This is a genomic window from Dermabacter vaginalis (assembly GCF_001678905.1).
Classification (GTDB): domain Bacteria; phylum Actinomycetota; class Actinomycetes; order Actinomycetales; family Dermabacteraceae; genus Dermabacter; species Dermabacter vaginalis.
On record NZ_CP012117.1, the window covers coordinates 629,578 to 651,351 of the forward strand.

The window sequence follows — 21,774 nt, forward strand, 5'->3', positions numbered from 1 at the left end:
GGAAGTGGGGCCGACGGTTGCCTTCAACCCGGGGCACGAATCTTGCCGGCCGCTCATGGCTCATGCATGAGCGGATTCCTTGATTGTGTCTTCTTCGCTGTCCGAGGTGAGCAGCAGCCACAATGCGAGGGTTCCGGCACAAAGCCCAGCGATAACGAGGCCGGTGCACGCGGTGAGGATAATGGCGGCCTTGGGCTTCGCTGTCACGGCATCTTCCAGCTGTTGTTGCTGCTCTTGCTTCCAGTGATCTTCCATTCGCCATCCTGGAGCTCGAGGTCGAAGACGTGGTCTGTCTCGGGGACGCTCACGGCTGGGTCGTGCAGTGTGGTGGTGACCTCCACCTGGGCCTTGGTGTTTTCGGTGCTGATGTGTGTGATGTCGTAGTCGAATCCGCCGCGACGGTCGATTTCCGCTGCGGCTTCCTTGAAACGCTCGCAATCGACGCTGTCAGCCGCTTGATCCTCGAGAGCGCCCGTGAATGCCGAACAATCCTGGGACTCAATGGCAGCGAACATGTCGTCCACAGTGTCCTTGGGCCCATGGATGAGGGCCGCTCCACCGCCGATGACGAGAACGAGGGCGGCGATACCGGCGAGGCTGAGCAAGCTTAGGCAACCGCAAATGCCACAAAAAACGCCCCTACTGGAACCTTGGGGGCGGACGTATGGGGGAGGGGGTGCAGGGGAGTAGTGGGGGTAGGTCATTGTGCACCTTTCGCATGACCTGCGCTACAGTTGCCAACATACCCGCTTGAGATTGCACGTGCAAACATGTGTTGCGGAGGCTTGGGGATTGGGAGGTAGGGCGCAGCTTGGGCTTGGGCTTCGGTTGGGGTCACGGGCGAGAAGCTCGCCCGTGTGACGCGCGAACAACAACGAGGATTGGCAAAGCAATGTGGGGCCGGCCAAAGGGGGCCGGCCCCACATTCGGTGGAAAAGGGTTAATTTCTCAAACATGTTTCCGACGTCGGAGATGACCCACTTTCCATCTTCCTTGACGAGGGTGAACGTTGAGGTCTTTGTGTCCGTCTCTCCGGTCTTCTTGTTCTTGGCGGTGAGCTTCGTGGGAACCGTGGCCTTGTCGCCGAGGGAGTTCGACGGCAACGGCAACTACACCTTCGGCCTCACGGAACAGGTCATGTGTTCCATGAGATCGATCAGGACAAGATCGGCCGCGTTCGCATCATGGAGACCAGGCCGCTGAGTGCTTCGAAGCGCTGGCGTCTCCTCGAAATCATCGAGAAGGCTAAGTAAATCTGTCGGGCTGAGTCCCGAAAGATCTCCGAGAAGGGGTCGTCCGCTTATCAGCGGGCGGCCCCTTCCGCTATTGAGCGGGCGTTTGCGCCCGCGTGACGTTACGATGACCGATAGCCATGCGCGTGACGACAGTTGTCGCAAATCTGCGACACGGCATGGCAGAGTAGGTACCGCGTCGCAACGCCGCCGCGATATCCGGGCAATAGCGTGGAGGTAACGAGGAGGCGAGAAGCGGCTCCCGTGACTTTGAGGAGTGAATCCCATGACGACGACCACGATGACGAAGCGCCGCCTCGCGGCAGGCCTTGCAGCCGCGTCTCTTCTTGTTGCCGGTGCGAGCGGATGCTCTTTCGGCGTGCTCGGTAGCAGCGATGAGAAGCCCACGGAGCAGACGAGCGCGGCAGCCCCTGCAGACAGCAGCAACAGCGGCGATCAGGGAAGCGGGTCCGACGGCGCGAATCCCGCGCAGGGCGCGAGCGATGCCGGCGGCGCTTCGCCGGCAGGTTCCGATCAGGGCGGCGCAAACAGCCAGCAGGTGGCGGGGGACCCCAACGGGGCGAACTACCCCGCGCCGATCTTCACGACGGAGGCTCCTGTCGTCGTGAAGGGCGATCCGAACGCGACTGTCACGGCTTCGCTTCACGGGCTGAAGCGAGAGGGGGAGACCGTCACCGCCCTCTACTCGTTCAAGCTCAATACGACTGTGAAGGAGGCGCAGGGTTTCTTTTACCTCAACGGTAATGAAAGGTGGACGCCATTCGTTATCGACACGAAGAACCTTCGAAAGCACACGCCACTTGCGACGGAGAATACCCAAGAGCGTGCAATGACTGAGCTCCACGATGTGGACATCATGCCCGGTCAGACCGCGTATGCTTTTGCGACCTTTGCCGCTCCGCCGGCGGACGTCAAGACCATGGACGTGATGCTGTGGTCGACGGGTGAGGTCGCAAAGGGGGTCGAAATCAAGTGAAAAAGCGTCACCTTGTAAGCCTCACGGCCGCGGCTTTCGTCTTCGCTGCGGGCCCCGCGGCCCTCGCGGACAATGGGGACGAAACGCCTGCCCCCGAGCCGCCGAGCACGATCGGTACGTACGAGCCCAATATTTTTCCCCTCGAGCAGAATATCTACCAGCTCGAGCAAAACATCGAAGACCTCAATACCGATACACAAGAGGGCAACACGAAGGTTGTCACCTTGAACTCGGACATCCTCTTCGATTACGGCTCGAACAAACTATCTGACCCGGCGAAGAAACGCATCGGGGAGCTCGTCAAAGACGTTCCGCAGGGTGCGACCGTGAAGGTCGATGGGCACACTGACAACATCCCGTACCGCCGAGGAAACGACGTGCTCTCCAAGGAGCGCGCCCAGGCGGTGGCCGACGCGATCTCCGCGGCCCGCCCTGACCTCAAGCTCGAGGTCGCAGGCCACGGCGACACGAAGCCCGTGGAGCCGAACAAGAACGGCGATGAGGACAACCCGGAAGGACGCGCCAAGAACAGGCGCGTGGAGATCCGCTATGACGGGTAGCCACACTCCTTCATTCGCGTCGGGATCGGCCGGTTCATCGGAGCCGGCCGATCCGGCGCGTCAGCGCATCCTGCTCGTCGACGACGATGAGACGATTCGCGAGCATCTCGGGGGAGTGCTCTCACGCAGCGGGCTCGACGTGCGCATGGCAGCGAACGGCGCCGAGGCACTCGAGAGGCTCGATGAGGAGGAACCCGATCTCGTGATCCTCGACGTCATGATGCCGGTCATGGACGGTCGAGAAGCGCTTCGCCGCATCCGCGAACGCCATGAATGGCTACCCGTCATCCTTCTTACCCAGGTGGGGGAGAGCTTCGAGCGCGCATCCGCGCTCGACGAAGGGGCCGACGATTACCTCAATAAGCCGTTCGACCCGCACGAGCTCCTCGCGCGGATCAGGGCAGTCCTGCGTCGAAGCTCGCGCGGCTCGGCCCCGCTCAGCACGTCCTCGACACTCACCTCTGGTGAGCTGCGCATCGATCGCACGGCCCGACGGATCTTCGTGGGTGGCAAGGAAGACCAACTCACGCCACGGGCATTCGCGCTCCTCGAGTACCTCATGGCGCACCCCGGCGAAGTGTTCACGCGTGAGCGGCTCCTGCAGACCGTGTGGGGTTTCGATGCGATCGTGACCACGCGAGCCGTTGACCATCGCATCGCCGAGATTCGCCGCGTGATTGGTGCGGCCGACGGTTCCCCCACGTATATCGAGACAGTCCCGAGCCTCGGCTATCGCTTCGCCCAGAAGGTCGAACGTTCATGAAGAAACACCCACTTGCCTACGCCTCGGCTTTCGCCGCGCTTCCCCTCGCGATCGGCGTGGTGGTCTCCCTCGTATGGAGCGTCCTCGGCGAATCGAGGCACATCTACTTTTCGATGTCGCTCGCCTGGCTCCCGCTCACGATTGGCGCGGTTCTCACTCTCGCCGTTCTTCCAGCCCTCGGCGCGTGGTGGTACACGCGCCACGCCGTCAGCAAGGCGCGGCGCGAAACCGTGGCCGAGCAGACGGCAAGCCGGCGTCGGCTCATCGCCCGACTCGACCACGAAATAAAGAACCCGATCCAGGGCATTCGAGCGGCGCTTGCCGATGAGCCGTCCGAGCGCCAGCGCTCGAGCATCGACGCCCAATCACGCCGCCTCACCTCCCTTCTGAGCGACCTGCGCAAAATTGGGGAGGTCGAGCACACGCAGCTCGAGATTACGCAGATCGATCCTTCGCGCCTCGTCCACGACGCCATCGAGACCGCGCGCGAGGTGCCCGGTGCGAGCGAACGCTCGATCCGCGTCTCGCTTCCCACGGCTCCGCGTCCTCTGCCGCCGATCAATGGCGACGAAGACCTCCTCTTCCTGTGCCTCGTGAACGTTTTGAGCAACGCCGTGAAGTACTCGCGGCCGGGCGATGCGATCGAAGTGCGGGGGCGTCAGCTCGAAAACGGCATTGTGCTCGAGGTTGCCGATACCGGGCTCGGGATTTCCCCGGACGACCTTCCGCTCGTATGGGAAGAGCTTGGTCGCGCGAGCGAGGTTCGCGGTATCGAGGGCTCGGGCCTCGGCCTGCCCATGGTGAGAGCGATCGTCGAGCGACACGGAGGCGCTGCGACCCTCACGTCGTGGCATGGCGAAGGAACATCCGTGAGCCTTACGCTCCCGTTTGCGGGGCCGGCGCGGTAAAACACCTGGAAGGTGCGGGTCGGGAAAGCGCGCGAGCGCTCGTCCAGGCGAGGCTGGGCGAAGGGCGCGTGTCAAAAGAAGGTCCGACGCTTGCCGGCCACCGTCGGACCCACGGCTGCACGCCGTACCCCACCGACCCACCAGGCGTTGCCACACGCAGCGAGACCAAGCACACATGCAAAGGCATCCCCGCCCCCTTACGAAGAGTGCGTGTGTGCCGTAAACTAGACGGGTTGCTGTGTGAACGCACCCGAAAACCGAGAGGTTGGCGGGATGCGCCACTGAGCACAGGACCCGGTCCTCGGGCCCCAAGTGGGACCCATCCCAGCCGGAGACCCTGCATCGCCTTTCGGCAGTGCCTGAGTCCGGCTCGGGGTTTTTTGATGCCCGGGAACTGGAAGCCGCCGCGCCCACTCGTGAGCGTGGCGGAAAACAAGTCCGATATCCGTTCCGCAAGGCTCGAGGCTCACGCCGAGAGAACCGGCGAGACGCAAGGAGAACGTTAGTGATTCAGCAGGAGTCGCGACTCAAGGTCGCCGACAACACCGGTGCAAAGGAAATCCTCTGCATCCGTGTTCTCGGTGGCTCCGGTCGCCGTTACGCCGGCATTGGTGACACCATCGTTGCGACCGTCAAGGACGCAATCCCTGGCGGAAACGTCAAAAAGGGCGATGTTGTGAAGGCCGTCGTGGTTCGCACCACGAAGGAACGCCGCCGTGCCGATGGTTCATACATCCGATTCGATGAGAACGCAGCTGTCATCCTCAAGAATGATGGCGAGCCGCGTGGCACGCGTATCTTCGGCCCCGTGGGCCGCGAGCTGCGTGACCGCCGGTTCATGAAGATCATCTCGCTGGCACCGGAGGTGCTGTGACATGAGCATGAAGATTAAGAAGGGTGACCTCGTTCAGGTCATCACCGGTCGCACGAGCGACGCAGACAAGATCGCCAAGCGCAACGAAACCCGCGCCGAAAAGGGCAAGGGCGAACTGACCGCTGGTGACAAGGGCAAGCAGGGCCGCGTGCTCCAGGTGTTCCCCGACACCCAGCGCGTGCTCGTCGAGGGCGTCAACCGCATCACCCGCCACAACAAGCCCGGCTACAACGGCCAGGCCGGTGGCATTGAGCAGGTTGAAGCCCCGATCCACATCTCGAACGTCGCCCTCGTGGCTGATGACGGCAAGCCCACCCGCGTGGGCTTCCGTGAAGAGAAGGTCGAGCTCGAGGACGGTCGCACGAAGACCATTCGTGTGCGTTACTCGAAGCGCACCGGGAAGGACATCTGATGACTGAGACGACCACCCCGCGCCTTAAGACCAAGTACCACGAAGAAATCAAGGATTCGCTCCAGAGCGAGTTCAACTATGCCAACCCGATGCTCATCCCCGGTCTCACGAAGATCGTCGTGAACATGGGTGTCGGCGACGCCGCACGCGATTCGAAGGTGATCGACGGTGCCATCGCGGATCTGACCGCGATCACCGGCCAGAAGCCGCAGGTGACGCGTGCCCGCAAGTCGATCGCGCAGTTCAAGCTTCGTGAAGGTCAGGCCATCGGCTGCTACACGACCCTTCGCGGCGCTCGCATGTGGGAGTTCCTCGATCGCCTGCTCTCGACCGCTCTTCCGCGTATCCGCGACTTCCGCGGGCTTTCGCCGAAGCAGTTCGACGGCAACGGCAACTACACCTTCGGTCTCACCGAACAGGTCATGTTCCATGAGATCGATCCTGACAAGATCGACCGTGTTCGCGGCATGGACATCACCGTGGTGACCACCGCCAAGACCGACGACGAGGGACGTGCGCTGCTTCGTGCGCTCGGCTTCCCGTTCAAGGAGAACTGATATGGCCAAGACAGCGCTTAAGAACAAGCAGCAGCGCAAGCCCAAGTTCGCTGTGCGCGCCTACACCCGGTGCCAGAAGTGCGGTCGCCCGCACTCGGTGTACCGCAAGTTCGGCCTTTGCCGCGTGTGCCTTCGCGAGATGGCCCACCGCGGTGAACTGCCCGGTGTCACCAAGAGCAGCTGGTAAGGACTATCGCCACAGGTCCCCGCTTCACGCGAGGGAAACCACGGTGAGAAAGAAGCATTCGACATGACAATGACTGATCCGATCGCGGACATGCTCACGCGAATCCGGAACGCCAACACCGCGTTCCACGATTCCGTGACCATGCCGTACTCGAACCTCAAGTCCCGCATCGCGGAGATTCTGAAGGCCGAGGGGTACATCAAGGACTGGCACGAGGAAGAAGCCGAGGTTGGAAAAAACCTCGTCATCGAACTCAAGTACACCGACGATCGCGAGCGTGCGATCTCGGGCGTGCGCCGTGTCTCGAAGCCCGGCCTTCGCGTATACGCAAAGTCCACCAACCTGCCCAAGGTGCTCGGCGGCCTCGGCGTGGCCATTCTGTCCACGTCCTCCGGCCTCCTCACCGACAAGCAGGCCACGAAGAAGGGTGTGGGTGGGGAAGTCCTCGCCTACGTCTGGTAACCGGAAAGGAGAACCGTAATGTCCCGCATTGGACTTCGTCCGGTTTCCGTACCGGCTTCCATCACTGGTGTGACGATCGACGGCCAGCACGTTCAGATCGCTGGCCCGAAGGGCGAGCTTCAGTATGACGTTCCGAAGCCCCTCAGCGTTGAGCGCGCTGAAGACGGCTCGATCGTCGTGCGCCGCCCCAACGAAGAGCGTGAAAACAAGGCCCTCCACGGCCTCGCACGCACCCTCATCGCGAACATGGTCCAGGGCGTCACGGAGGGCTTCGAGAAGAAGCTCGAGATCGTGGGCACTGGTTACCGTGTTGTCGCGAAGGGAACCGACCTCGAGTTCGCACTCGGGTTCTCGCACCCCGTTCTCGTGAAGGCCCCCATGGGCATCACGTTCAACGTGGAGAGCCCCACCAAGTTCTCGGTGTCGGGTATTGACAAGCAGCTGGTCGGCGAGACCGCCGCGAAGATTCGCAAGATTCGTAAGCCCGAGCCGTACAAGGGCAAGGGTGTGCGTTACGCCGACGAGACCGTGAAGCGCAAGGCCGGAAAGGCTGGTAAGTGATTATGGGTTTCGCTGAAAAGCACACTCGCGGTGACCGCAAGAGCCGCGTCCGCGCACGCGGCCGCCGTCACCTGCGCCTCCGTCGCCGTGTGGCGGGCACCGCTGAGCGCCCCCGCCTCGCCGTGACCCGTTCGGCGCGCCACATGTACGTTCAGGTCATCGACGACACGAAGGGCATCACCCTCGCGTCGGCGTCGACCATGGAAGCAGACCTCCGCGCCTCGGAGGCCACGAAGACCGAGAAGGCCAAGCAGGTCGGCTCGCTCGTGGCGCAGCGCGCGAAGGAAGCCGGTATTGACGCCGTGGTCTTCGACCGTGGCGGCAACAAGTACCACGGTCGCGTGGCCGCCGTTGCTGACGGTGCCCGCGAGGCCGGACTGACTCTGTGACCACCCCCCGGAAATAGGACGAGAAGAGGATTCACATGGCTGCTGAGCAGCGTAACAATGGTCCCGCGGCCTCCGGTCGGAGGGGCGAAAACGAGGATCGTAACAACCACGGTCGTGGCAACGGCCGCAATCAGGGCGGTCGCCGCGGCGAGGGCCGTGGCGGTCGTCAGGAAGAGAAGTCGGCATTCCTCGAGCGCGTTGTCACCATCAACCGCGTCTCGAAGGTCGTCAAGGGCGGTCGCCGCTTCGCCTTCACCGCGCTTGTGGTGGTGGGCGATGGCGACGGCACCGTCGGCATCGGCTACGGAAAGGCGAAGGAAGTTCCTGCCGCCATTTCGAAGGGTGTTGAGGAAGCGAAGAAGAACTTCTTCCGTGTTCCCCGCATCCAGGGCACGATCGTGCACCCGGTTCAGGGAGAGGACGCCGCAGGCGTCGTTTTCCTTCGCCCGGCTGCACCCGGTACCGGTGTAATCGCCGGTGGTCCGGTGCGTGCGGTTCTCGAGTGCGCGGGCGTCGCCGACGTTCTGTCGAAGTCGCTCGGTTCCTCGAACACGATCAACATCGTGCACGCGACCGTCAAGGCCCTCAAGCAGCTCGAGGAGCCGGAGGCAGTGGCAGCACGCCGCGGTCTTCCCCTCGAGGACGTCGCCCCCGGCTACCTCCTCCGTGCGCAGGCCGAGGGCCGCGCTGCGGCCCGTGAGGCACGTGAAGAGAAGGTAGGTGCCTGATGCAGCTCAAGGTTACTCAGGTCAAGTCTGTAATTGGCGGTAACGACGCACAGCGTTCGACGGTGCGAGGCCTCGGCCTCAAGCGCATCGGCGACGTCGTTGTGAAAGAAGACCGCCCCGAGATTCGCGGCATGATCAATGCCGTCCGTCACCTCGTGACGGTTGAAGAGGTGGACTGATCCATGGTTAACGAAAACCCGCTTAAGCTTCACGATCTTCGCCCGGCTCCCGGCGCGAAGACTGCCAAGATCCGCGTGGGCCGCGGTGAGGGCTCGAAGGGTAAGACCTCGGGTCGCGGTACCAAGGGCACGAAAGCTCGCTACCAGGTGAAGGCCGGCTTCGAGGGTGGTCAGACCCCGATGCACCGCCGCCTTCCCAAGCTGCGTGGCTTCAAGAACCCGTTCCGCGTGGAGTTCCAGGTCGTGAACCTGGATACCATCGAGGCGCTGTTCCCCGAGGGTGGCACGATCACCGTCGAGGATCTCGTCGCGAAGAATGCCGTGCGCAAGAACCAGCCCGTCAAGGTGCTCGGTTCCGGCGACATTTCCGTGAAGATTGACATCACCGCCCAGAAGTTCTCGGCTTCGGCCGAGGAGAAGATCACCGCCGCCGGCGGCTCGGTCACCGTGGCGTGAGTTGAAGCAAATTTCATAGTGCTTCTTTGACCAGGCGCCGCGACTCGGGATATTTTGAGTCGCGGTGCCTGTTTCTATAGGCCATTAATCCCTTGCTCTAATGCGCCCCGTGTGCATTATTGGCCCACCCCTCGGGCCGCCCCGACAGGAGGAACCTGGTGGACAACGCCTTTGTGCGCGCTTTCCGCACCCCTGAGCTGAGGAACAAGCTTCTGTTTGTTCTGGGAATGCTCGCCATTTATCGCTTCGGTGTGTTCGTACCGACCCCCGGCTTCGACTTCACGAACATCAACGCCTGTGCTGATCAGGCGCTCAGTGGTGAAGGCGGCGGCGTGCTCGGCATGGTGAACTTGTTCTCCGGCGGGGCGCTGCTGCAGATGTCCGTCTTCGCACTTGGCGTGATGCCGTACATTACGGCGTCGATTATCGTGCAGCTTCTGCGCGTGGTGATCCCCAAGTTCGAAGAGCTTCATAAGGACGGTCAGGCGGGGCAGGCGACCCTCACGCAGTACACGCGTTACATGACGATTGGCCTCGCCGTTCTCCAATCCACCACCGTGATTACGCTCGTGCGCAGCGGTGCGTTCTTCCCGGGCTGCAACCTGCCCCTCGTGCCCAACCAGTCCTGGTGGATTCTTGTTCTTATGATCCTCACGATGACCACGGGCACCCTCGTGATCATGTGGCTCGGTGAGCTCATCACCGAAAAGGGCGTGGGCAACGGCATGTCGCTGCTCATCTTTACGTCGATCGCCGCTGGCTTCCCCGGCTCGTTCGGTCAGATCCTCAAGCTCCAGGGCTGGATGACGTTCGCTCTTGTCATGCTCGTAGGCATGGTGATCGTCGTGGCTGTGATCTACGTCGAACAGTCTCAGCGCCGTATTCCGGTGCAGTACGCGAAGCGCCAGGTCGGCCGTCGCCTCGTGGGTGGCTCCTCGACCTATATCCCGATCAAGGTCAACCAGGCGGGCGTGATCCCCATCATCTTCGCGTCCTCGCTTCTCGCCCTTCCCCAGCTCATCGCGTCCTTCGGTGATCCGACCTCCGCTTGGGTGCAGTGGATCCATGCCCACTTCGTGCTCGGTCAGGGATTCTCGTGGATTTACTCGCTCGTGTATTTCGCCCTCATTGTGTTCTTTGCGTTCTTCTACGTGTCGATCACCTTCAACGCTGAAGAAATTTCCGACAACATGAAGAAGTACGGCGGTTTCGTGCCCGGTATCCGTGCCGGACGCCCGACCGCGCGTTACCTCGAGTACGTGATCAATCGCGTGCTCTCCGCGGGGTCGCTTTACCTTGGCGTCCTCGCCCTCGTTCCGCTGATCGCCTTCGCGCTTCTTGGCGCGGACCAGAAATTCCCGTTCGGCGGAACTTCGCTCCTCATCATTATCGGTGTTGGCCTCGATACCTTGAAGCAGATCAGCTCCAAGCTCCAACAGCACCACTACGAAGGGATTCTCCGATGAACGCCTCTACCCCCGCACGCCGCCTCCTTATCGTTGGTCCTCCGGGTGCCGGCAAGGGCACGCAGGCCGAGCGGATCGTGGAGAAGCTCGGTGTCCCCGCCATTTCGACCGGAGACATCTTCCGTGCAAACGTGTCGAAGAAAACCGAGCTTGGCGTTCTCGCGAAGTCCTACATGGACAAGGGCGAGTATGTTCCCGATTCGGTCACGAACGACATGGTCGAGGGACGCCTCGGCGAAGCTGACGCCAAGGACGGCTTCCTTCTCGATGGCTACCCCCGTACCGTCGCGCAGGTTGAAGCCCTCGATGGTATTCTCGCGAAGCTTGGTGTCGAGCTCGACGCCGTGGTGCTTCTCGACGTTGACAGCGAAGCAATTGTTCAGCGTCTTCTTCAGCGCGGCAAGGAGCAGGGCCGTAGCGACGACAACGAAGAAACGATCCGCCGCCGGATCGATGTCTACGGCGAGCAAACAACCCCGCTGATCGACATTTACGAGCGCCGCGGTCTCGTCAAGCGCATCGACGGCATGAAGGACATCGACACCGTGACTGCCGAAATTCTCGCCGCACTCGGAGCCTGAACCCGAATGTCTTTTCGCCGAAAGCCCCGCGTAAGCCTCAAAACTCCCGAGCAGTTCGGGACGATGCGCCGCGCGGGGCTTTTGCTTGCCCGGATCCATGAGGAGATCGAAAAGAGCCTTTGCGCCGGTATGACGACTGCGGACATCGACCAAATCTCGCGCGACATCATCGCGAGTGCGGGCGCGAAGTCCAACTTCCTCGGCTACCACGGGTTCCCTGCCACGGTCTGCGTGAGCGTGAATGAAGAGATCGTCCACGGCATTCCTGGCTCCCGAGTCATCCGTGAAGGTGACGTGGTGAGCGTGGACGCCGGCTGCATCGTCGAGGGGTGGCACTCCGACGCTGCCCGGACGCACATCGTGGGCACAGCGAAAAGCGAGGCCGATCGCGAACTCGTCGAGGTGACTCGGGGAGCGATGTGGGAAGGCATCGCGGCTCTTGCAAACGCGAAGCGCGTGGGGGAGATCGGCGCCGCGATCGAAGACTACGTCGCCGACTGTGCGGGGGAGCGGATCCAGCACCTCGAAGAATTTGGCGGGCACGGCATCGGCCGGGCGATGCACGAGCCGCCCGACGTCATGAATTTCCGCACGCGCGATCGCGGCCCGAAGATCGTGCCCGGTATGGCCCTGTGCATCGAACCCATGCTCATCCAAGGCGACGGTGACTTCGAGATTCTCGAGGACGACTGGACCGTCGTCGCGACCAAGGGTGGCCGCGCCGCTCACTTTGAACACTCCGTCGCGGTCACCGAAACGGGGATCTTCGTGCTCAGCGCCGTTGATGGCGGCAAGGCGGAACTCGAAAAACGCGGCATTATGATCGCCGAGGAACCGTCGGACTCCTCCGCCACCACCGGAAGGTGAGCGAACCCACGCCTATAGCCACTTATCGCGGGGCTATCGCGCGTGTACGATAGAGAACCGAGTGCGCTCTTTGGGGCTACCCCCGTTAATTCTGGCGGTTCGCCGCCCGTTAAAGCGCGCTCGAAGGTAGCACATGCGAAACCAGTCCCCGAAAGGGGCAGAGGGACAGTAGAGACTATGGCGAAAAAAGACGGCGTGATCGAAGTCGAGGGCACCGTGACCGAAGCGCTCGCGAACGCGCGCTTCCGCGTTGAGCTGGACAACGGCCACAAAGTACTCGCGCATATCTCGGGCAAGATGCGCCAGCACTACATCAGGATCCTTCCTGAGGACCGCGTGGTGGTGGAGCTCAGCCCGTACGACCTTGAAAAGGGTCGCATCGTTTACCGATACAAGTAAGCCGGGCCGCACACGCGGTCAGGTACGCTCCTGAGCCTCGAAGGTTCAAGGGCAGATCAACTGTAGAAGGGCATCATGAAGGTTTACCCCAGCGTGAAGCGTATCTGTGACAACTGCAGGGTGATTCGTCGCCACTCGCGCGTCATGGTTATCTGCACCAACCCGCGGCACAAGCAGCGCCAGGGCTAAGTGCACCGCCTCTCGAGGAGAGGCACACCGCGGTGACAGCCGCACCTTATAAGTAAAGAGACAGCATGAACCTCATTTCGAGGATCACCCGCGGGCCAGGGGCCGCGGCGCACCGCTCATGCGGGAGCGACATGCTGGATCAGGCCCCTGAGAAACAGTAGGAGAACTGCTCATGGCACGTCTCGTTGGCGTCGATCTTCCGCGCGAAAAGCGCCTGGAAGTCGCCTTGACGTACATTTTCGGCGTGGGTCGCACCCGCGCACTTGAAGCTCTCAACGCCACCGGCGTTGACGGCAACCAGCGCGTCCACCAGGTTTCCGATGAGGACCTCGTCAAGCTGCGCGATTACATCGAAGAGAACTACCAGGTCGAAGGTGACCTGCGACGCGAGATCGCCGCGGACATTCGCCGCAAGATCGAGATCGGCTCGTACGCCGGCATGCGTCACCGCCGTGGTCTTCCGGTTCGCGGTCAGCGCACCAAGACCAACGCCCGCACCCGCAAGGGCCCGAAGCGCACCGTGGCCGCCAAGAAGAAGGCCACTCGCTGAGCCGCAGTTACTCCACGAGCGGTGCCCAGCACTGACTCGTATCGATCACCTTTTACAAACTCAAGGAGTTTTGGCATATGCCTCCAAAGTCACGACAGGCCGCTGCGGCGCGTAAGCCCCGCCGCAAGGACAAAAAGAACGTCGTTAACGGCCAAGCACACATCAAGAGCACCTTCAACAACACCATCGTGTCGATCACTGACCCGAGTGGCGCTGTGATCTCGTGGGCCTCCTCCGGCCAGGTCGGGTTCAAGGGCTCGCGTAAGTCCACCCCGTACGCTGCGCAGATGGCTGCTGAAGCCGCTGCTCGCCGCGCCCAGGAACACGGCCTCAAGAAGGTCGACGTCTTCGTCAAGGGCCCGGGTTCGGGTCGCGAGACCGCCATCCGTTCGCTCACTGCGGCGGGCCTTGAGGTCGGTTCGATTCAGGACGTCACCCCGCAGCCCCACAACGGCGTTCGCCCGCCGAAGCGTCGCCGCAACTGAGCATTGCTCGGGTGCGCGAAACGATAACCGTCATCCATCAGTGTCGTACCGCCACCGCGAACGTCATATAGCGGACGTTCCAAGAAAGGACACAACGTGCTCATTGCACAGCGCCCCACGCTGACCGAAGAGGTCGTTTCTGACTACCGTTCACGGTTCGTCATCGAGCCTCTTGAGCCGGGCTTCGGCTACACCCTCGGCAACTCGCTGCGCCGCACACTGCTCTCGTCCATCCCGGGCGCGGCAGTGACGTCGATCCGCATCGACGGCGTTCTCCACGAATTCTCGACCGTTCCCGGTGTGAAGGAAGATGTCACCGAGCTCATCCTGAACATCAAGAACCTCGTGGTGTCGTCGGAGAACGACGAGCCGGTCGTCATGTACCTGCGCAAGGAGGGTGAGGGCGTCGTGACCGCCGCCGACATCACCCCGCCTGCCGGTGTTGAGATCCACAACCCGGACCTGCACATCGCGACCCTTAACTCCAAGGGCCGCCTCGAGGTTGAGCTGATCGTTGAACGTGGCCGCGGCTACGTTTCGGCCCAGCAGAACAAGGGCGCCGAGGGCGAGATTGGCCGCATTCCGGTTGACTCGATCTACTCGCCCGTTCTCAAGGTGACGTACAAGGTTGAGGCAACCCGCGTTGAGCAGCGCACCGACTTCGATCGACTCATCATTGATGTCGAAACGAAGCAGGCGATCGCTCCTCGCGACGCCATCGCGTCGGCGGGTAAGACCCTCGTGGAGCTCTTTGGTCTCGCTCAGGAGCTCAACCAGGAAGCCGAAGGCATCGAGATTGGCCCTTCGCCGACCGACCAGGCTCTCGCCGCTGATCTGGCGCTTCCGATCAACGACCTCAACCTCACGGTTCGTTCGTACAACTGCCTCATGCGCGAGGGTGTGTACACCGTCGGTGAACTCACCAACCGCTCCGAGGCAGACCTGCTCGACATCCGTAACTTCGGCCAGAAGTCCATTGACGAGGTGAAGGCGAAGCTCGCTGAGCTGGGCCTCTCGCTCAAGGATTCCCCGGCCGGCTTTGATCCTTCCACTGTTCTTGACTCGTACGGCGACGACGAGTTCGGCGAGCAGTTCTGATTTCCATCTTTTTCTTCGAGGAGAAACAACATGCCTGCACCCACTAAGGGCGCTCGACTCGGCTCGTCCCCGGCTCACGAGAAGGCTATTCTCGCGAACCTCGCGACCGCCCTGTTTGAGCACGGTGCCATCACTACGACGCAGACCCGCGCGAAGCGCGTTCAGCCCCTTGCCGAGCGCCTCATCACCCAGGCGAAGAAGGGCGACCTTGCGAACCGCCGCCGCGTGATGCAGACGGTCAAGACCAAGGAAGCTGCGCACCTTCTTATGACCGAGATCGCTCCGAAGTTCTCGGAGCGCCCCGGCGGCTACACCCGCATCACGAAGCTCGAGAACCGCAAGGGTGACAACGCCCCCATGGCCCTCCTCGAGCTGGTTGAGGAAGAGTACTCGCCGAAGCAGGCCGTCGTGAAGGAAGCGGAAGGCGCTGCCAAGGCTTCCGCGAAGGCTGACGAGGCTCCCGCTGAGGAGACCAAGGTTGAGGAGACCGCTTCGGAGGAGTCCGCTGAGGAGACCGCCGAAGAGACCTCGGAAAAGACCGAGGACTGAGCCTCGGCTCCTCTTTACGTAGAAGAAACGGCCCGACACCCCGCTAAGGGGAGTCGGGCCGTTTCCTCTATTGTTGGCGACTACAGCTGTGCAGTTCTGCGCAGCAGTAACCGCGCAGGACGGCACGCAGTTGATTCTTAACGCCGTCGGGTAAAGGTGACCGATCGCCTCTTGGAATCCCACGTGAGACGCCCGCCTTGGAAATCTTGAACGGTACGCCCGCGGGAGTCTTTGAACTCGTCCGTGGTCGGGAAGCCGAGCGTGCTTTTTTCTCCCCCTTGCTGAAGCCAATAGGTGAGGAAACCATTCTTGATAATGTGTGCGCCAGTCGCTCGCGACCAGTACACTCGTTGACCGTTCTCGAAGACTTGGTATACACCGCCCTTGACCGCGGTTTCCTCGCTCGCGGGGTAACCGAGGCTTCCACGCTCGAAGTTCTCGCGCAGATAAACACCGCGGATCGCACCCTTGACGCCAAAGGTTTTACCGTTCCTTGCATCGTGGAGCACAATTCCACCTTGGAAAAACTGCGAGCTGCCGCCATTCTTAAGCCTGGTGAAAGGATCTCGGGCAGGGTACTTCAGCCAGCTCTTTTCGGCGCCAAGCTTGTTCCAGTAGTGGAGGATAGCCTCGCTTACCGTTACGGCCCCAGTAGCGCGGGACCAGACAATGAGGCCATTGCGGAAGGATTGTGCGAACCCTCCGCCGCTCAGAACTCGCTCGCGGCTCGTGGGGAACCCAAGCCTGGATCCGGTTGCGCCAAGGGAATTCCACTTGGCGCCGATGGCGTTACGCGTATCGTAAGCGCCGGTCGCAGGGTGCCACGAGATGGTGGAACGAGCGAATTTCTGCTGGTATCCGCCGTCGATGCGGAATTCCGAGCCTTGCGGGGCGCCAAATTCCGCTGCACCACCGTTGCTCACGTAGAAAGCCCCGATCGCGCCGGTGACGTCTTCGGCCGAAGGCGGGGCCGCGTTCTTCTGTGGCGTGAAAGTGACCTTGCCATTGGCGCGTTTTGCGGTGCCGTTTTCGAACCGCTGCGTCTCGCCTGCGGTGCTTTCCACAGGGCGGCCCCACGAACCCTTCCAGTCGGCAGCGAACGCGCTCTTGTGCGCCGTGGTGCGTCCACCTGCCGTGAGGATCAGGCCTTTCGTGAGGCGCGTGACGTCGAAGCCGCCTTCGGGGCGCCGCACGTGGGTGACGGTGCCGAACGCGGCTTTACCGCCGCCGTTCACGAAAGCCACGAGGTGCTCGGGGTAGCGGCTCTTGAAATCCGTGAGTTTTTGCTGCACGAGCCTGCGCAGGGCGGGGAGCTGGCCGTAGTACGTGTCACCGGGGCAGTCGGTGTAGTTAACGTCGCGGTGGGCGAACACGTGCGGCATGGAGAACGTTCCGGTGCGCTTCACGCGAGAGATGGTGACGGTCCACTCTTCGCTTCCGTAAACGTCCTGGATGAAAGCGCTGCCGAGCTTCCACGCGGCGGCCGTCGCGATAGCGTTGAGCGCGGCGGTGGGAACGGGAATGTCCATGTAGTCGCCCATAACGGAGATGCCACACGAGCCCGTGTTGAAGCCGCGGGCGTGGGCGCCGGCGACGTTGCGGTGGAGGCCGCCGCTGCGGCCTTCGAAGATTTGACCGTATTTGTCGACGACGATGTTGTAGCCGAGGTCGGACCAGCCGAGCGTGTCGTGATGGTAGGCGAACATGCCGCGCACGATCTGCGGGCTCTGCGCCTGCGTGTAGTTGTTGGAGCCACCGGTGTGGTGGATGCAAATCGCCTTGATTTCCTTCGCGTAGCTGAGGCGCGAGGCTTTCACCGATCCCGCATTCCACTCCTTGCGGGTGATGAACGTCGGTGCACCGGTGCCGGGCGTGACAGTCGCGGGGAGGATGCGGGTGATGCCGGTGTCGCCGCCGCTCGAGGCGAGGCGTACGTCGCTTCCAGCTTCGGAGGTCGTGATGAGGTGCGCGGTGAGCTGGTCAGAGACGTCGTGCCCGTCGCGGAATGCGCGTACGTTGACCGCGCTCGAGGGGCCGAGCCACACTGCGTCGGTCGCGTTTTCGTCGATGTCGGTCATGAGCTCTGCGCTGATCCAGTCGCCCCAGTCACCAGTGTTCACGTCTTGGCCCTGGAATTCAACGACGTCGGGGGCGTCGGTGTCCTTTGGCCATGTTGCCGCAGCCATCGTGATGTAGCCGGCGACCTGTTTTGCTTCGGTGCCGTCAAGTTCGGGGTTCTTTTCCGAGCGGCCCTGGGTCTCCACCGTGTCGGTGCGCGCGAGGTCGCGATCCACAACGGCGGTGTCGCCTCCGCTGGGAGCGGGGGAACCGTCGGCGAGGGCGAGGCCCATGCCAACTGCCCCCACGCCTGCGACAGCGAGGGGAGTAACGGCGCCGATCTTGAAAAGGGCGCGACGATTAAAAGGGGATTTTTCGAAGCTCATGGGGGAAGTGCTTTCGTGTGAGGGGGAAGTCGACTTCACCATAGCCCACGAGGACTCTTATTGGGAAGGGCCTCGTGGGCTCTTGCGTGAAGTTCAAGCGAGGTGCTGTGGAAGCGTTCGTGCGCGTCGCTCGCGCAGCTCCGTCACGGGGAAGGTTCCGACGCCTGCCAGCTCAAGATCAGTTCCACCGCTCGTGCCGATGCGGGCCGCGGGGACCGAAGCACTACGTGCGAGCTCCTCGAGGGCCGGGGCATCTTCGGGGCGCACGGCGACGATAGCGCGGGCGTGCGATTCGGACACGAGGGCGGTGAACGTATCGATGGTGTCGCTTTCTGTGAGTGAGGACAGGTCGATCTTCGCCCCCACGCCGAATCGAGTTGCCGAATCCACGAGTGCCTGGAAGAGGCCGCCTTCGCTCAGGTCATGGCTTGCCTGCGCGAGGGTTTTTTCCGCGGCGCCGATGAGCACCGAGGCGAGTGCTTGTTCTTTCTCAAGAGATACGCGTGGGGGCGTGCCGCCGAGGTGGGAGTGGATGGCGTCGGCCCATGCCGAACCGGAGAGCTCCTCGCGGGTGTCGCCAAGGAGGTAGATCTCGAGCCCTTCTTCGTGCCAGCCGGAGGGCACGCAGGTCGCAACGTCGTCGAATACACCGAGAACGCCAACGACGGGTGTCGGGTGAATCGCAGAGTTGAGGCGCCCGGGTTCGCCCGTGGAGTTGTAGAGGGAAACATTGCCACCGGTCACGGGGACCTCGAGCTCTTGGCAAGCGTCGGCGAGCCCCGTAATGGCTTCGACGAACTGCCACATCCGGTCGGGGTCTTCGGGCGAACCGAAATTGAGGCAATCGGTCACGGCGAGGGGGCGTGCGCCCACCGTTGCGACGTTGCGGTAGGCCTCGGCGAGTGCGGCACGAGCACCTTCACTCGGGTTCAGCATCGTGTAGCGGCCGTTGCCGTCGGTCGCAATCGCGATACCGCGGCCGGTTTCTTCATCGATGCGGAGTACCCCCGCGTCGTCGGGCATGGCCAGCGCGGTGTTGCCTCCAACATAGCGGTCGTACTGGTCGGTGACCCACGCGGTGCTCGCGAGGTTCGGGGACGTGGTGAGGGCCCACAGTTGCTCGACGAGTTCGTCGCTGCTTGCGGGGCGGGGGAGATCTTCGGCGCGGTCGGCCTCGAGGCCGTCCTGCCACGCGGGTCGCGCGTAGGGGCGGTTGTAGGTGGGGCCTTCGTGTGCGACTGTCGTGGGGTCGACATCGACGATGCGTTTGCCGTAGTGGTCGATCGTGAGCCGGCCTTCGCCCGTGACTTCGCCGATGACGGCAGCTTCGACGCCCCACTTATCGGTGATCGCGAGGAAGTCATCGAGGTTCTCCGGCGTGACGACGGCCATCATGCGCTCTTGAGATTCACTCATGAGGATCTCGCCGGCCGTGAGCGTGGGGTCGCGAAGGAGCACGTTTTCGAGGTCGATGTGCATGCCTGAGCCGCCGTTGGAGGCAAGTTCGCTCGTCGCACACGAAATCCCGGCAGCGCCAAGATCCTGGATTCCCTCCACGATGTTTTTCGCGAACAGTTCGAGGCAGCACTCGATGAGCAGCTTCTCCATGAACGGGTCGCCCACTTGAACGCTCGGGCGCTTCGCCGGCCCCTCGTCCTCGAAAGTTTCTGAGGCGAGGATTGAGGCACCGCCGATGCCGTCGCCGCCCGTGCGAGCGCCGAACAGCACGACCTTGTTGCCGGCACCGGTCGCGGAGGCGAGGTGAATGTCCTCGTGGCGGAGTACGCCTACGGCGAGGGCGTTGACGAGGGGATTGGTTTGGTAGGCGGGGTCGAACACGGTTTCACCGCCGATATTGGGCAGGCCGAGGCAGTTACCGTATCCGCCGATACCGGCGACGACGCCGGTGGCGACTCGCGCGGTATCCGGGTGATCGATCGCGCCGAAACGAAGCTGGTCCATGACGGCGACGGGGCGGGCGCCCATCGAAATAATGTCGCGGACGATGCCGCCCACGCCGGTCGCGGCTCCCTGATAAGGCTCGACGTAGCTCGGGTGATTGTGTGACTCGACCTTGAACGTCACGGCCCAACCATCGCCGATATTTACCACGCCCGCGTTCTCGCCGATGCCCACGAGGAGGTTTTCCTTCATCGCGGGGGTCTGCTTTTGACCGAACTGCTTGAGATGCACTTTCGAGGATTTGTAGGAGCAGTGCTCCGACCACATGACGGAGTACATGGCGAGCTCGGCGTTCGTGGGGCGGCGGCCGAGGATCTCGCGAATTTTCGCATACTCCTCTTCCTTGAGGCCGAGGTCGGCCCACGGCTGCGTTTCGTTCGGGGTTTCGAGGGCCCGTTCGATCGTGTCTGGCTCGTGGGTGTTCATGCTGGCGGCTGTCCTCCGTGTCGGTTGTTCTCAGCACCTTGCATTTTACGTCCTCGCGCGCGGCCGTGCGGGATGAAAGAGTAGAGGTATGTCGCCCACCACGAAGACCCTCGCGCGAGTTCCGAGCGCTGCAGCTGTGTGGGCGGCGATTCTTACGCGCGCGCCCATTGCGCGGTCCGAAAAACTCCCCGGTCTTCGCTACATTGTGCGCGGGGTGCGCGTGGACCGCGCACGCGCGGTGCGCTATGCGCGCCTCGTGGCCCCGCATCGCCGGGATCCGTGGCCTGACGCACACGTCGCTCACCCCGGATTCCTGCACGCTCTCGCGCAGCCTCTGGGCCTCGCCCTCATGGCGCGCCCGCGTTTCCCGCTTCCCGCACTCGGGCTCGTGCACGTCAAGAATTCTCTTCTCCTGCACAGGCCCGTGCACGTTGAGGAAAAGCTCGATATTGAAGCGCGTTTGGGATCGGTGTCGCACACGCCGCGCGGGCACATGTGCGAGATCGTCTCGGTGTTTTCACGGGGCGACGACATCCTCGCGACGAATGTGTCAACGTACATCTTGCGGGGCTCGGCTAGTCGAGAGCCGCGAGACGGTGAGGCGATGAGGAGTGAGCGACATCCGCTTGCCTCGCATACACCGCGCTCGCGCTGGAAGCTTCCAGTGGGGATTGGGCGAGAATTTGCGCGCGTGAGCGGGGATGCGCATCCGATCCACGTGAGCGCACTCGGTGCAAGGGCGCTTGGAGCCCCAGCTCCGCTCGCGCACGGCATGCTGCTTGGTTCCCGGGCGCTGAGTGAGGTTAGCCCGAGCGTGGGCACACCTCTTTTGTGGGAATTCGAGGTGCCCTCGCTTCCGCCTCTTCCCTCGACCGTGTGGGTGCGTTACGAGCGCGAGCAGCAGCAGATGGCACCCGCCGCAGGCCAGTCGGTCGCGTTTTCGGGCTTTAGTCTCCGAGGTCCGACGCCTGCCGAGCGCACGGTGCGCCTCAATTTTTTCGGGCGTGTGCGCACCCTGGCGTCGATGTAACGGCTTTATGAGTGCCGGCCGCTGCCGGGAGTAGGGGAGAGGTTCAGGAGGGTTCAGGAACGCTGCTGAGGTGCGCGTTAGTGTGAAACGCGCAAAGGCAAGGGGCGGTGCCGCAGGTGCACCGCCCGAAGGTGCGGACGAAGGAGTGCCATGCCCCTGTACGAGTTCCGGTGCGGTGAAGGTCACCTCAGCGAAGCCTTGTTGCCCATGAGCAGCACGACTCGAGAACGCCAGTGCCCCGAGTGCGAGAACCCCGCAAAGCGCCTCGTGAGCGCCCCCGCGGTGCGCTCGCTCAACCCGGCCCTGACGAATGCGATTGATTCGGCGAACCGCAGCGCGTATGAGCCTCAGGTTCATTCGTCGCTTCCGTCTTCGCCTGGCGCGAAGCCCACCCCCGTGTCGCACGATCCGCGCCATCGTGCACTTCCGCGTCCCTGACGCACTCGGGTAGGCGAGCAAAGGA

The 21,774-nt window shown here is 62.7% G+C and carries 29 protein-coding genes and 1 pseudogene; 26 read left to right on the top strand and 4 right to left on the bottom strand.

What is annotated here, in order from left to right:
* Window positions 1–60: 60 nt before the first annotated feature.
* On the bottom strand, window positions 61–207 hold the full coding sequence (locus DAD186_RS10805) for a hypothetical protein (RefSeq protein ID WP_167550756.1): 147 nt from the start codon (window positions 205–207) through the stop codon (window positions 61–63).
* Window positions 204–605: a hypothetical protein gene (locus tag DAD186_RS02585; protein WP_065247392.1), complete on the bottom strand. Its 402-nt coding sequence runs from the start codon at window positions 603–605 to the stop codon at window positions 204–206. Before DAD186_RS02585 ends, DAD186_RS10805 begins: the two co-directional genes overlap by 4 nt.
* A 567-nt stretch (window positions 606–1,172) precedes the next feature.
* Between DAD186_RS02585 and rpsQ the strand changes: the two are divergent.
* The 24 genes and pseudogenes from rpsQ to rplQ form a co-directional block, all read left to right on the top strand.
* A pseudogene (rpsQ, locus tag DAD186_RS10810) lies at window positions 1,173–1,253 on the top strand (30S ribosomal protein S17); the annotation flags it as partial.
* Between the two features lie 265 nt (window positions 1,254–1,518).
* The gene (locus tag DAD186_RS02595) at window positions 1,519–2,229 is read left to right on the top strand and encodes a hypothetical protein (RefSeq protein ID WP_082991044.1); all 711 of its coding nucleotides are present in this window, start codon (window positions 1,519–1,521) and stop codon (window positions 2,227–2,229) included.
* Complete coding sequence (locus DAD186_RS02600) at window positions 2,226–2,789, top strand: OmpA/MotB family protein (RefSeq protein WP_065247393.1); 564 nt, start codon at window positions 2,226–2,228, stop codon at window positions 2,787–2,789. Before DAD186_RS02595 ends, DAD186_RS02600 begins: the two co-directional genes overlap by 4 nt.
* Window positions 2,779–3,552: a response regulator transcription factor gene (locus DAD186_RS02605; RefSeq protein ID WP_065247394.1), complete on the top strand. Its 774-nt coding sequence runs from the start codon at window positions 2,779–2,781 to the stop codon at window positions 3,550–3,552. The genes DAD186_RS02600 and DAD186_RS02605 overlap by 11 nt, the downstream gene beginning before the upstream one ends.
* On the top strand, window positions 3,549–4,460 hold the full coding sequence (locus DAD186_RS02610) for a sensor histidine kinase (RefSeq protein ID WP_065247395.1): 912 nt from the start codon (window positions 3,549–3,551) through the stop codon (window positions 4,458–4,460). Before DAD186_RS02605 ends, DAD186_RS02610 begins: the two co-directional genes overlap by 4 nt.
* 505 nt (window positions 4,461–4,965) lie before the next feature.
* Window positions 4,966–5,334, top strand: coding sequence for a 50S ribosomal protein L14 (gene rplN, locus DAD186_RS02615; RefSeq protein ID WP_016664037.1), 369 nt, complete (start codon window positions 4,966–4,968; stop codon window positions 5,332–5,334).
* Between the two features lies 1 nt (window position 5,335).
* On the top strand, window positions 5,336–5,746 hold the full coding sequence (gene rplX, locus DAD186_RS02620; RefSeq protein ID WP_055089370.1) for a 50S ribosomal protein L24: 411 nt from the start codon (window positions 5,336–5,338) through the stop codon (window positions 5,744–5,746).
* Window positions 5,746–6,303: a 50S ribosomal protein L5 gene (gene rplE, locus DAD186_RS02625; RefSeq protein ID WP_065247396.1), complete on the top strand. Its 558-nt coding sequence runs from the start codon at window positions 5,746–5,748 to the stop codon at window positions 6,301–6,303. The genes rplX and rplE overlap by 1 nt, the downstream gene beginning before the upstream one ends.
* 1 nt (window position 6,304) lies before the next feature.
* Window positions 6,305–6,490, top strand: a complete 186-nt coding sequence (locus DAD186_RS02630) for a type Z 30S ribosomal protein S14 (protein ID WP_016664040.1) — start codon at window positions 6,305–6,307, stop codon at window positions 6,488–6,490.
* A 63-nt stretch (window positions 6,491–6,553) separates the two neighbouring features.
* The gene (gene rpsH, locus DAD186_RS02635; RefSeq protein ID WP_065247397.1) at window positions 6,554–6,952 is read left to right on the top strand and encodes a 30S ribosomal protein S8; all 399 of its coding nucleotides are present in this window, start codon (window positions 6,554–6,556) and stop codon (window positions 6,950–6,952) included.
* 18 nt (window positions 6,953–6,970) lie between these two features.
* Window positions 6,971–7,513, top strand: coding sequence for a 50S ribosomal protein L6 (gene rplF, locus DAD186_RS02640; RefSeq protein ID WP_034372280.1), 543 nt, complete (start codon window positions 6,971–6,973; stop codon window positions 7,511–7,513).
* A 2-nt stretch (window positions 7,514–7,515) separates the two neighbouring features.
* A complete protein-coding gene (gene rplR, locus DAD186_RS02645) occupies window positions 7,516–7,902 on the top strand; it encodes a 50S ribosomal protein L18 (RefSeq protein ID WP_034372282.1) in 387 nt (128 codons plus the stop codon).
* 35 nt (window positions 7,903–7,937) lie between these two features.
* A complete protein-coding gene (gene rpsE / locus DAD186_RS02650; RefSeq protein ID WP_065247398.1) occupies window positions 7,938–8,630 on the top strand; it encodes a 30S ribosomal protein S5 in 693 nt (230 codons plus the stop codon).
* Entirely contained in the window at window positions 8,627–8,809 is a 183-nt protein-coding gene (gene rpmD, locus DAD186_RS02655; protein ID WP_034372287.1) for a 50S ribosomal protein L30, read from the top strand. The genes rpsE and rpmD overlap by 4 nt, the downstream gene beginning before the upstream one ends.
* A gap of 3 nt (window positions 8,810–8,812) precedes the next feature.
* Window positions 8,813–9,265: a 50S ribosomal protein L15 gene (gene rplO / locus DAD186_RS02660; RefSeq protein WP_065247399.1), complete on the top strand. Its 453-nt coding sequence runs from the start codon at window positions 8,813–8,815 to the stop codon at window positions 9,263–9,265.
* Between the two features lie 158 nt (window positions 9,266–9,423).
* On the top strand, window positions 9,424–10,731 hold the full coding sequence (secY, locus tag DAD186_RS02665) for a preprotein translocase subunit SecY (RefSeq protein ID WP_065247400.1): 1,308 nt from the start codon (window positions 9,424–9,426) through the stop codon (window positions 10,729–10,731).
* A complete protein-coding gene (locus DAD186_RS02670) occupies window positions 10,728–11,312 on the top strand; it encodes an adenylate kinase (RefSeq protein WP_065247401.1) in 585 nt (194 codons plus the stop codon). Before secY ends, DAD186_RS02670 begins: the two co-directional genes overlap by 4 nt.
* 6 nt (window positions 11,313–11,318) lie before the next feature.
* A complete protein-coding gene (map, locus tag DAD186_RS02675) occupies window positions 11,319–12,179 on the top strand; it encodes a type I methionyl aminopeptidase (protein WP_065247402.1) in 861 nt (286 codons plus the stop codon).
* 177 nt (window positions 12,180–12,356) lie between these two features.
* Window positions 12,357–12,578 (top strand): translation initiation factor IF-1, encoded by a 222-nt coding sequence (infA, locus tag DAD186_RS02680; RefSeq protein ID WP_016664050.1) that lies wholly within the window; start codon window positions 12,357–12,359, stop codon window positions 12,576–12,578.
* A gap of 75 nt (window positions 12,579–12,653) precedes the next feature.
* The gene (rpmJ, locus tag DAD186_RS10570) at window positions 12,654–12,767 is read left to right on the top strand and encodes a 50S ribosomal protein L36 (protein ID WP_016664051.1); all 114 of its coding nucleotides are present in this window, start codon (window positions 12,654–12,656) and stop codon (window positions 12,765–12,767) included.
* Window positions 12,768–12,939: 172 nt separating this feature from the next.
* Window positions 12,940–13,317, top strand: coding sequence for a 30S ribosomal protein S13 (gene rpsM, locus DAD186_RS02685; protein ID WP_065247403.1), 378 nt, complete (start codon window positions 12,940–12,942; stop codon window positions 13,315–13,317).
* 77 nt (window positions 13,318–13,394) lie between these two features.
* Window positions 13,395–13,802, top strand: coding sequence for a 30S ribosomal protein S11 (gene rpsK, locus DAD186_RS02690; protein ID WP_016664053.1), 408 nt, complete (start codon window positions 13,395–13,397; stop codon window positions 13,800–13,802).
* Between the two features lie 96 nt (window positions 13,803–13,898).
* Window positions 13,899–14,900: a DNA-directed RNA polymerase subunit alpha gene (locus tag DAD186_RS02695; RefSeq protein WP_055089393.1), complete on the top strand. Its 1,002-nt coding sequence runs from the start codon at window positions 13,899–13,901 to the stop codon at window positions 14,898–14,900.
* A gap of 30 nt (window positions 14,901–14,930) precedes the next feature.
* Window positions 14,931–15,449 carry a 50S ribosomal protein L17 gene (rplQ, locus tag DAD186_RS02700; RefSeq protein ID WP_065247404.1) on the top strand — a complete coding sequence of 173 codons (519 nt, stop codon included), beginning with the start codon at window positions 14,931–14,933 and terminating at the stop codon, window positions 15,447–15,449.
* Window positions 15,450–15,586: 137 nt separating this feature from the next.
* Here the strand turns inward: rplQ and DAD186_RS02705 are convergent, their stop codons facing one another.
* Both DAD186_RS02705 and purL read right to left on the bottom strand, forming a co-directional pair.
* On the bottom strand, window positions 15,587–17,893 hold the full coding sequence (locus tag DAD186_RS02705) for an N-acetylmuramoyl-L-alanine amidase (protein WP_167550757.1): 2,307 nt from the start codon (window positions 17,891–17,893) through the stop codon (window positions 15,587–15,589).
* 93 nt (window positions 17,894–17,986) lie between these two features.
* Window positions 17,987–20,281: a phosphoribosylformylglycinamidine synthase subunit PurL gene (purL, locus tag DAD186_RS02710; protein WP_065247406.1), complete on the bottom strand. Its 2,295-nt coding sequence runs from the start codon at window positions 20,279–20,281 to the stop codon at window positions 17,987–17,989.
* Between the two features lie 88 nt (window positions 20,282–20,369).
* On the opposite strand from purL, the gene DAD186_RS02715 reads away from it, so the two are divergent.
* A complete protein-coding gene (locus DAD186_RS02715; RefSeq protein WP_065247407.1) occupies window positions 20,370–21,311 on the top strand; it encodes a hotdog family protein in 942 nt (313 codons plus the stop codon).
* A gap of 150 nt (window positions 21,312–21,461) precedes the next feature.
* Window positions 21,462–21,749 carry an FmdB family zinc ribbon protein gene (locus DAD186_RS02720; RefSeq protein ID WP_055089403.1) on the top strand — a complete coding sequence of 96 codons (288 nt, stop codon included), beginning with the start codon at window positions 21,462–21,464 and terminating at the stop codon, window positions 21,747–21,749.
* The last annotated feature ends 25 nt before the right edge of the window (window positions 21,750–21,774 follow it).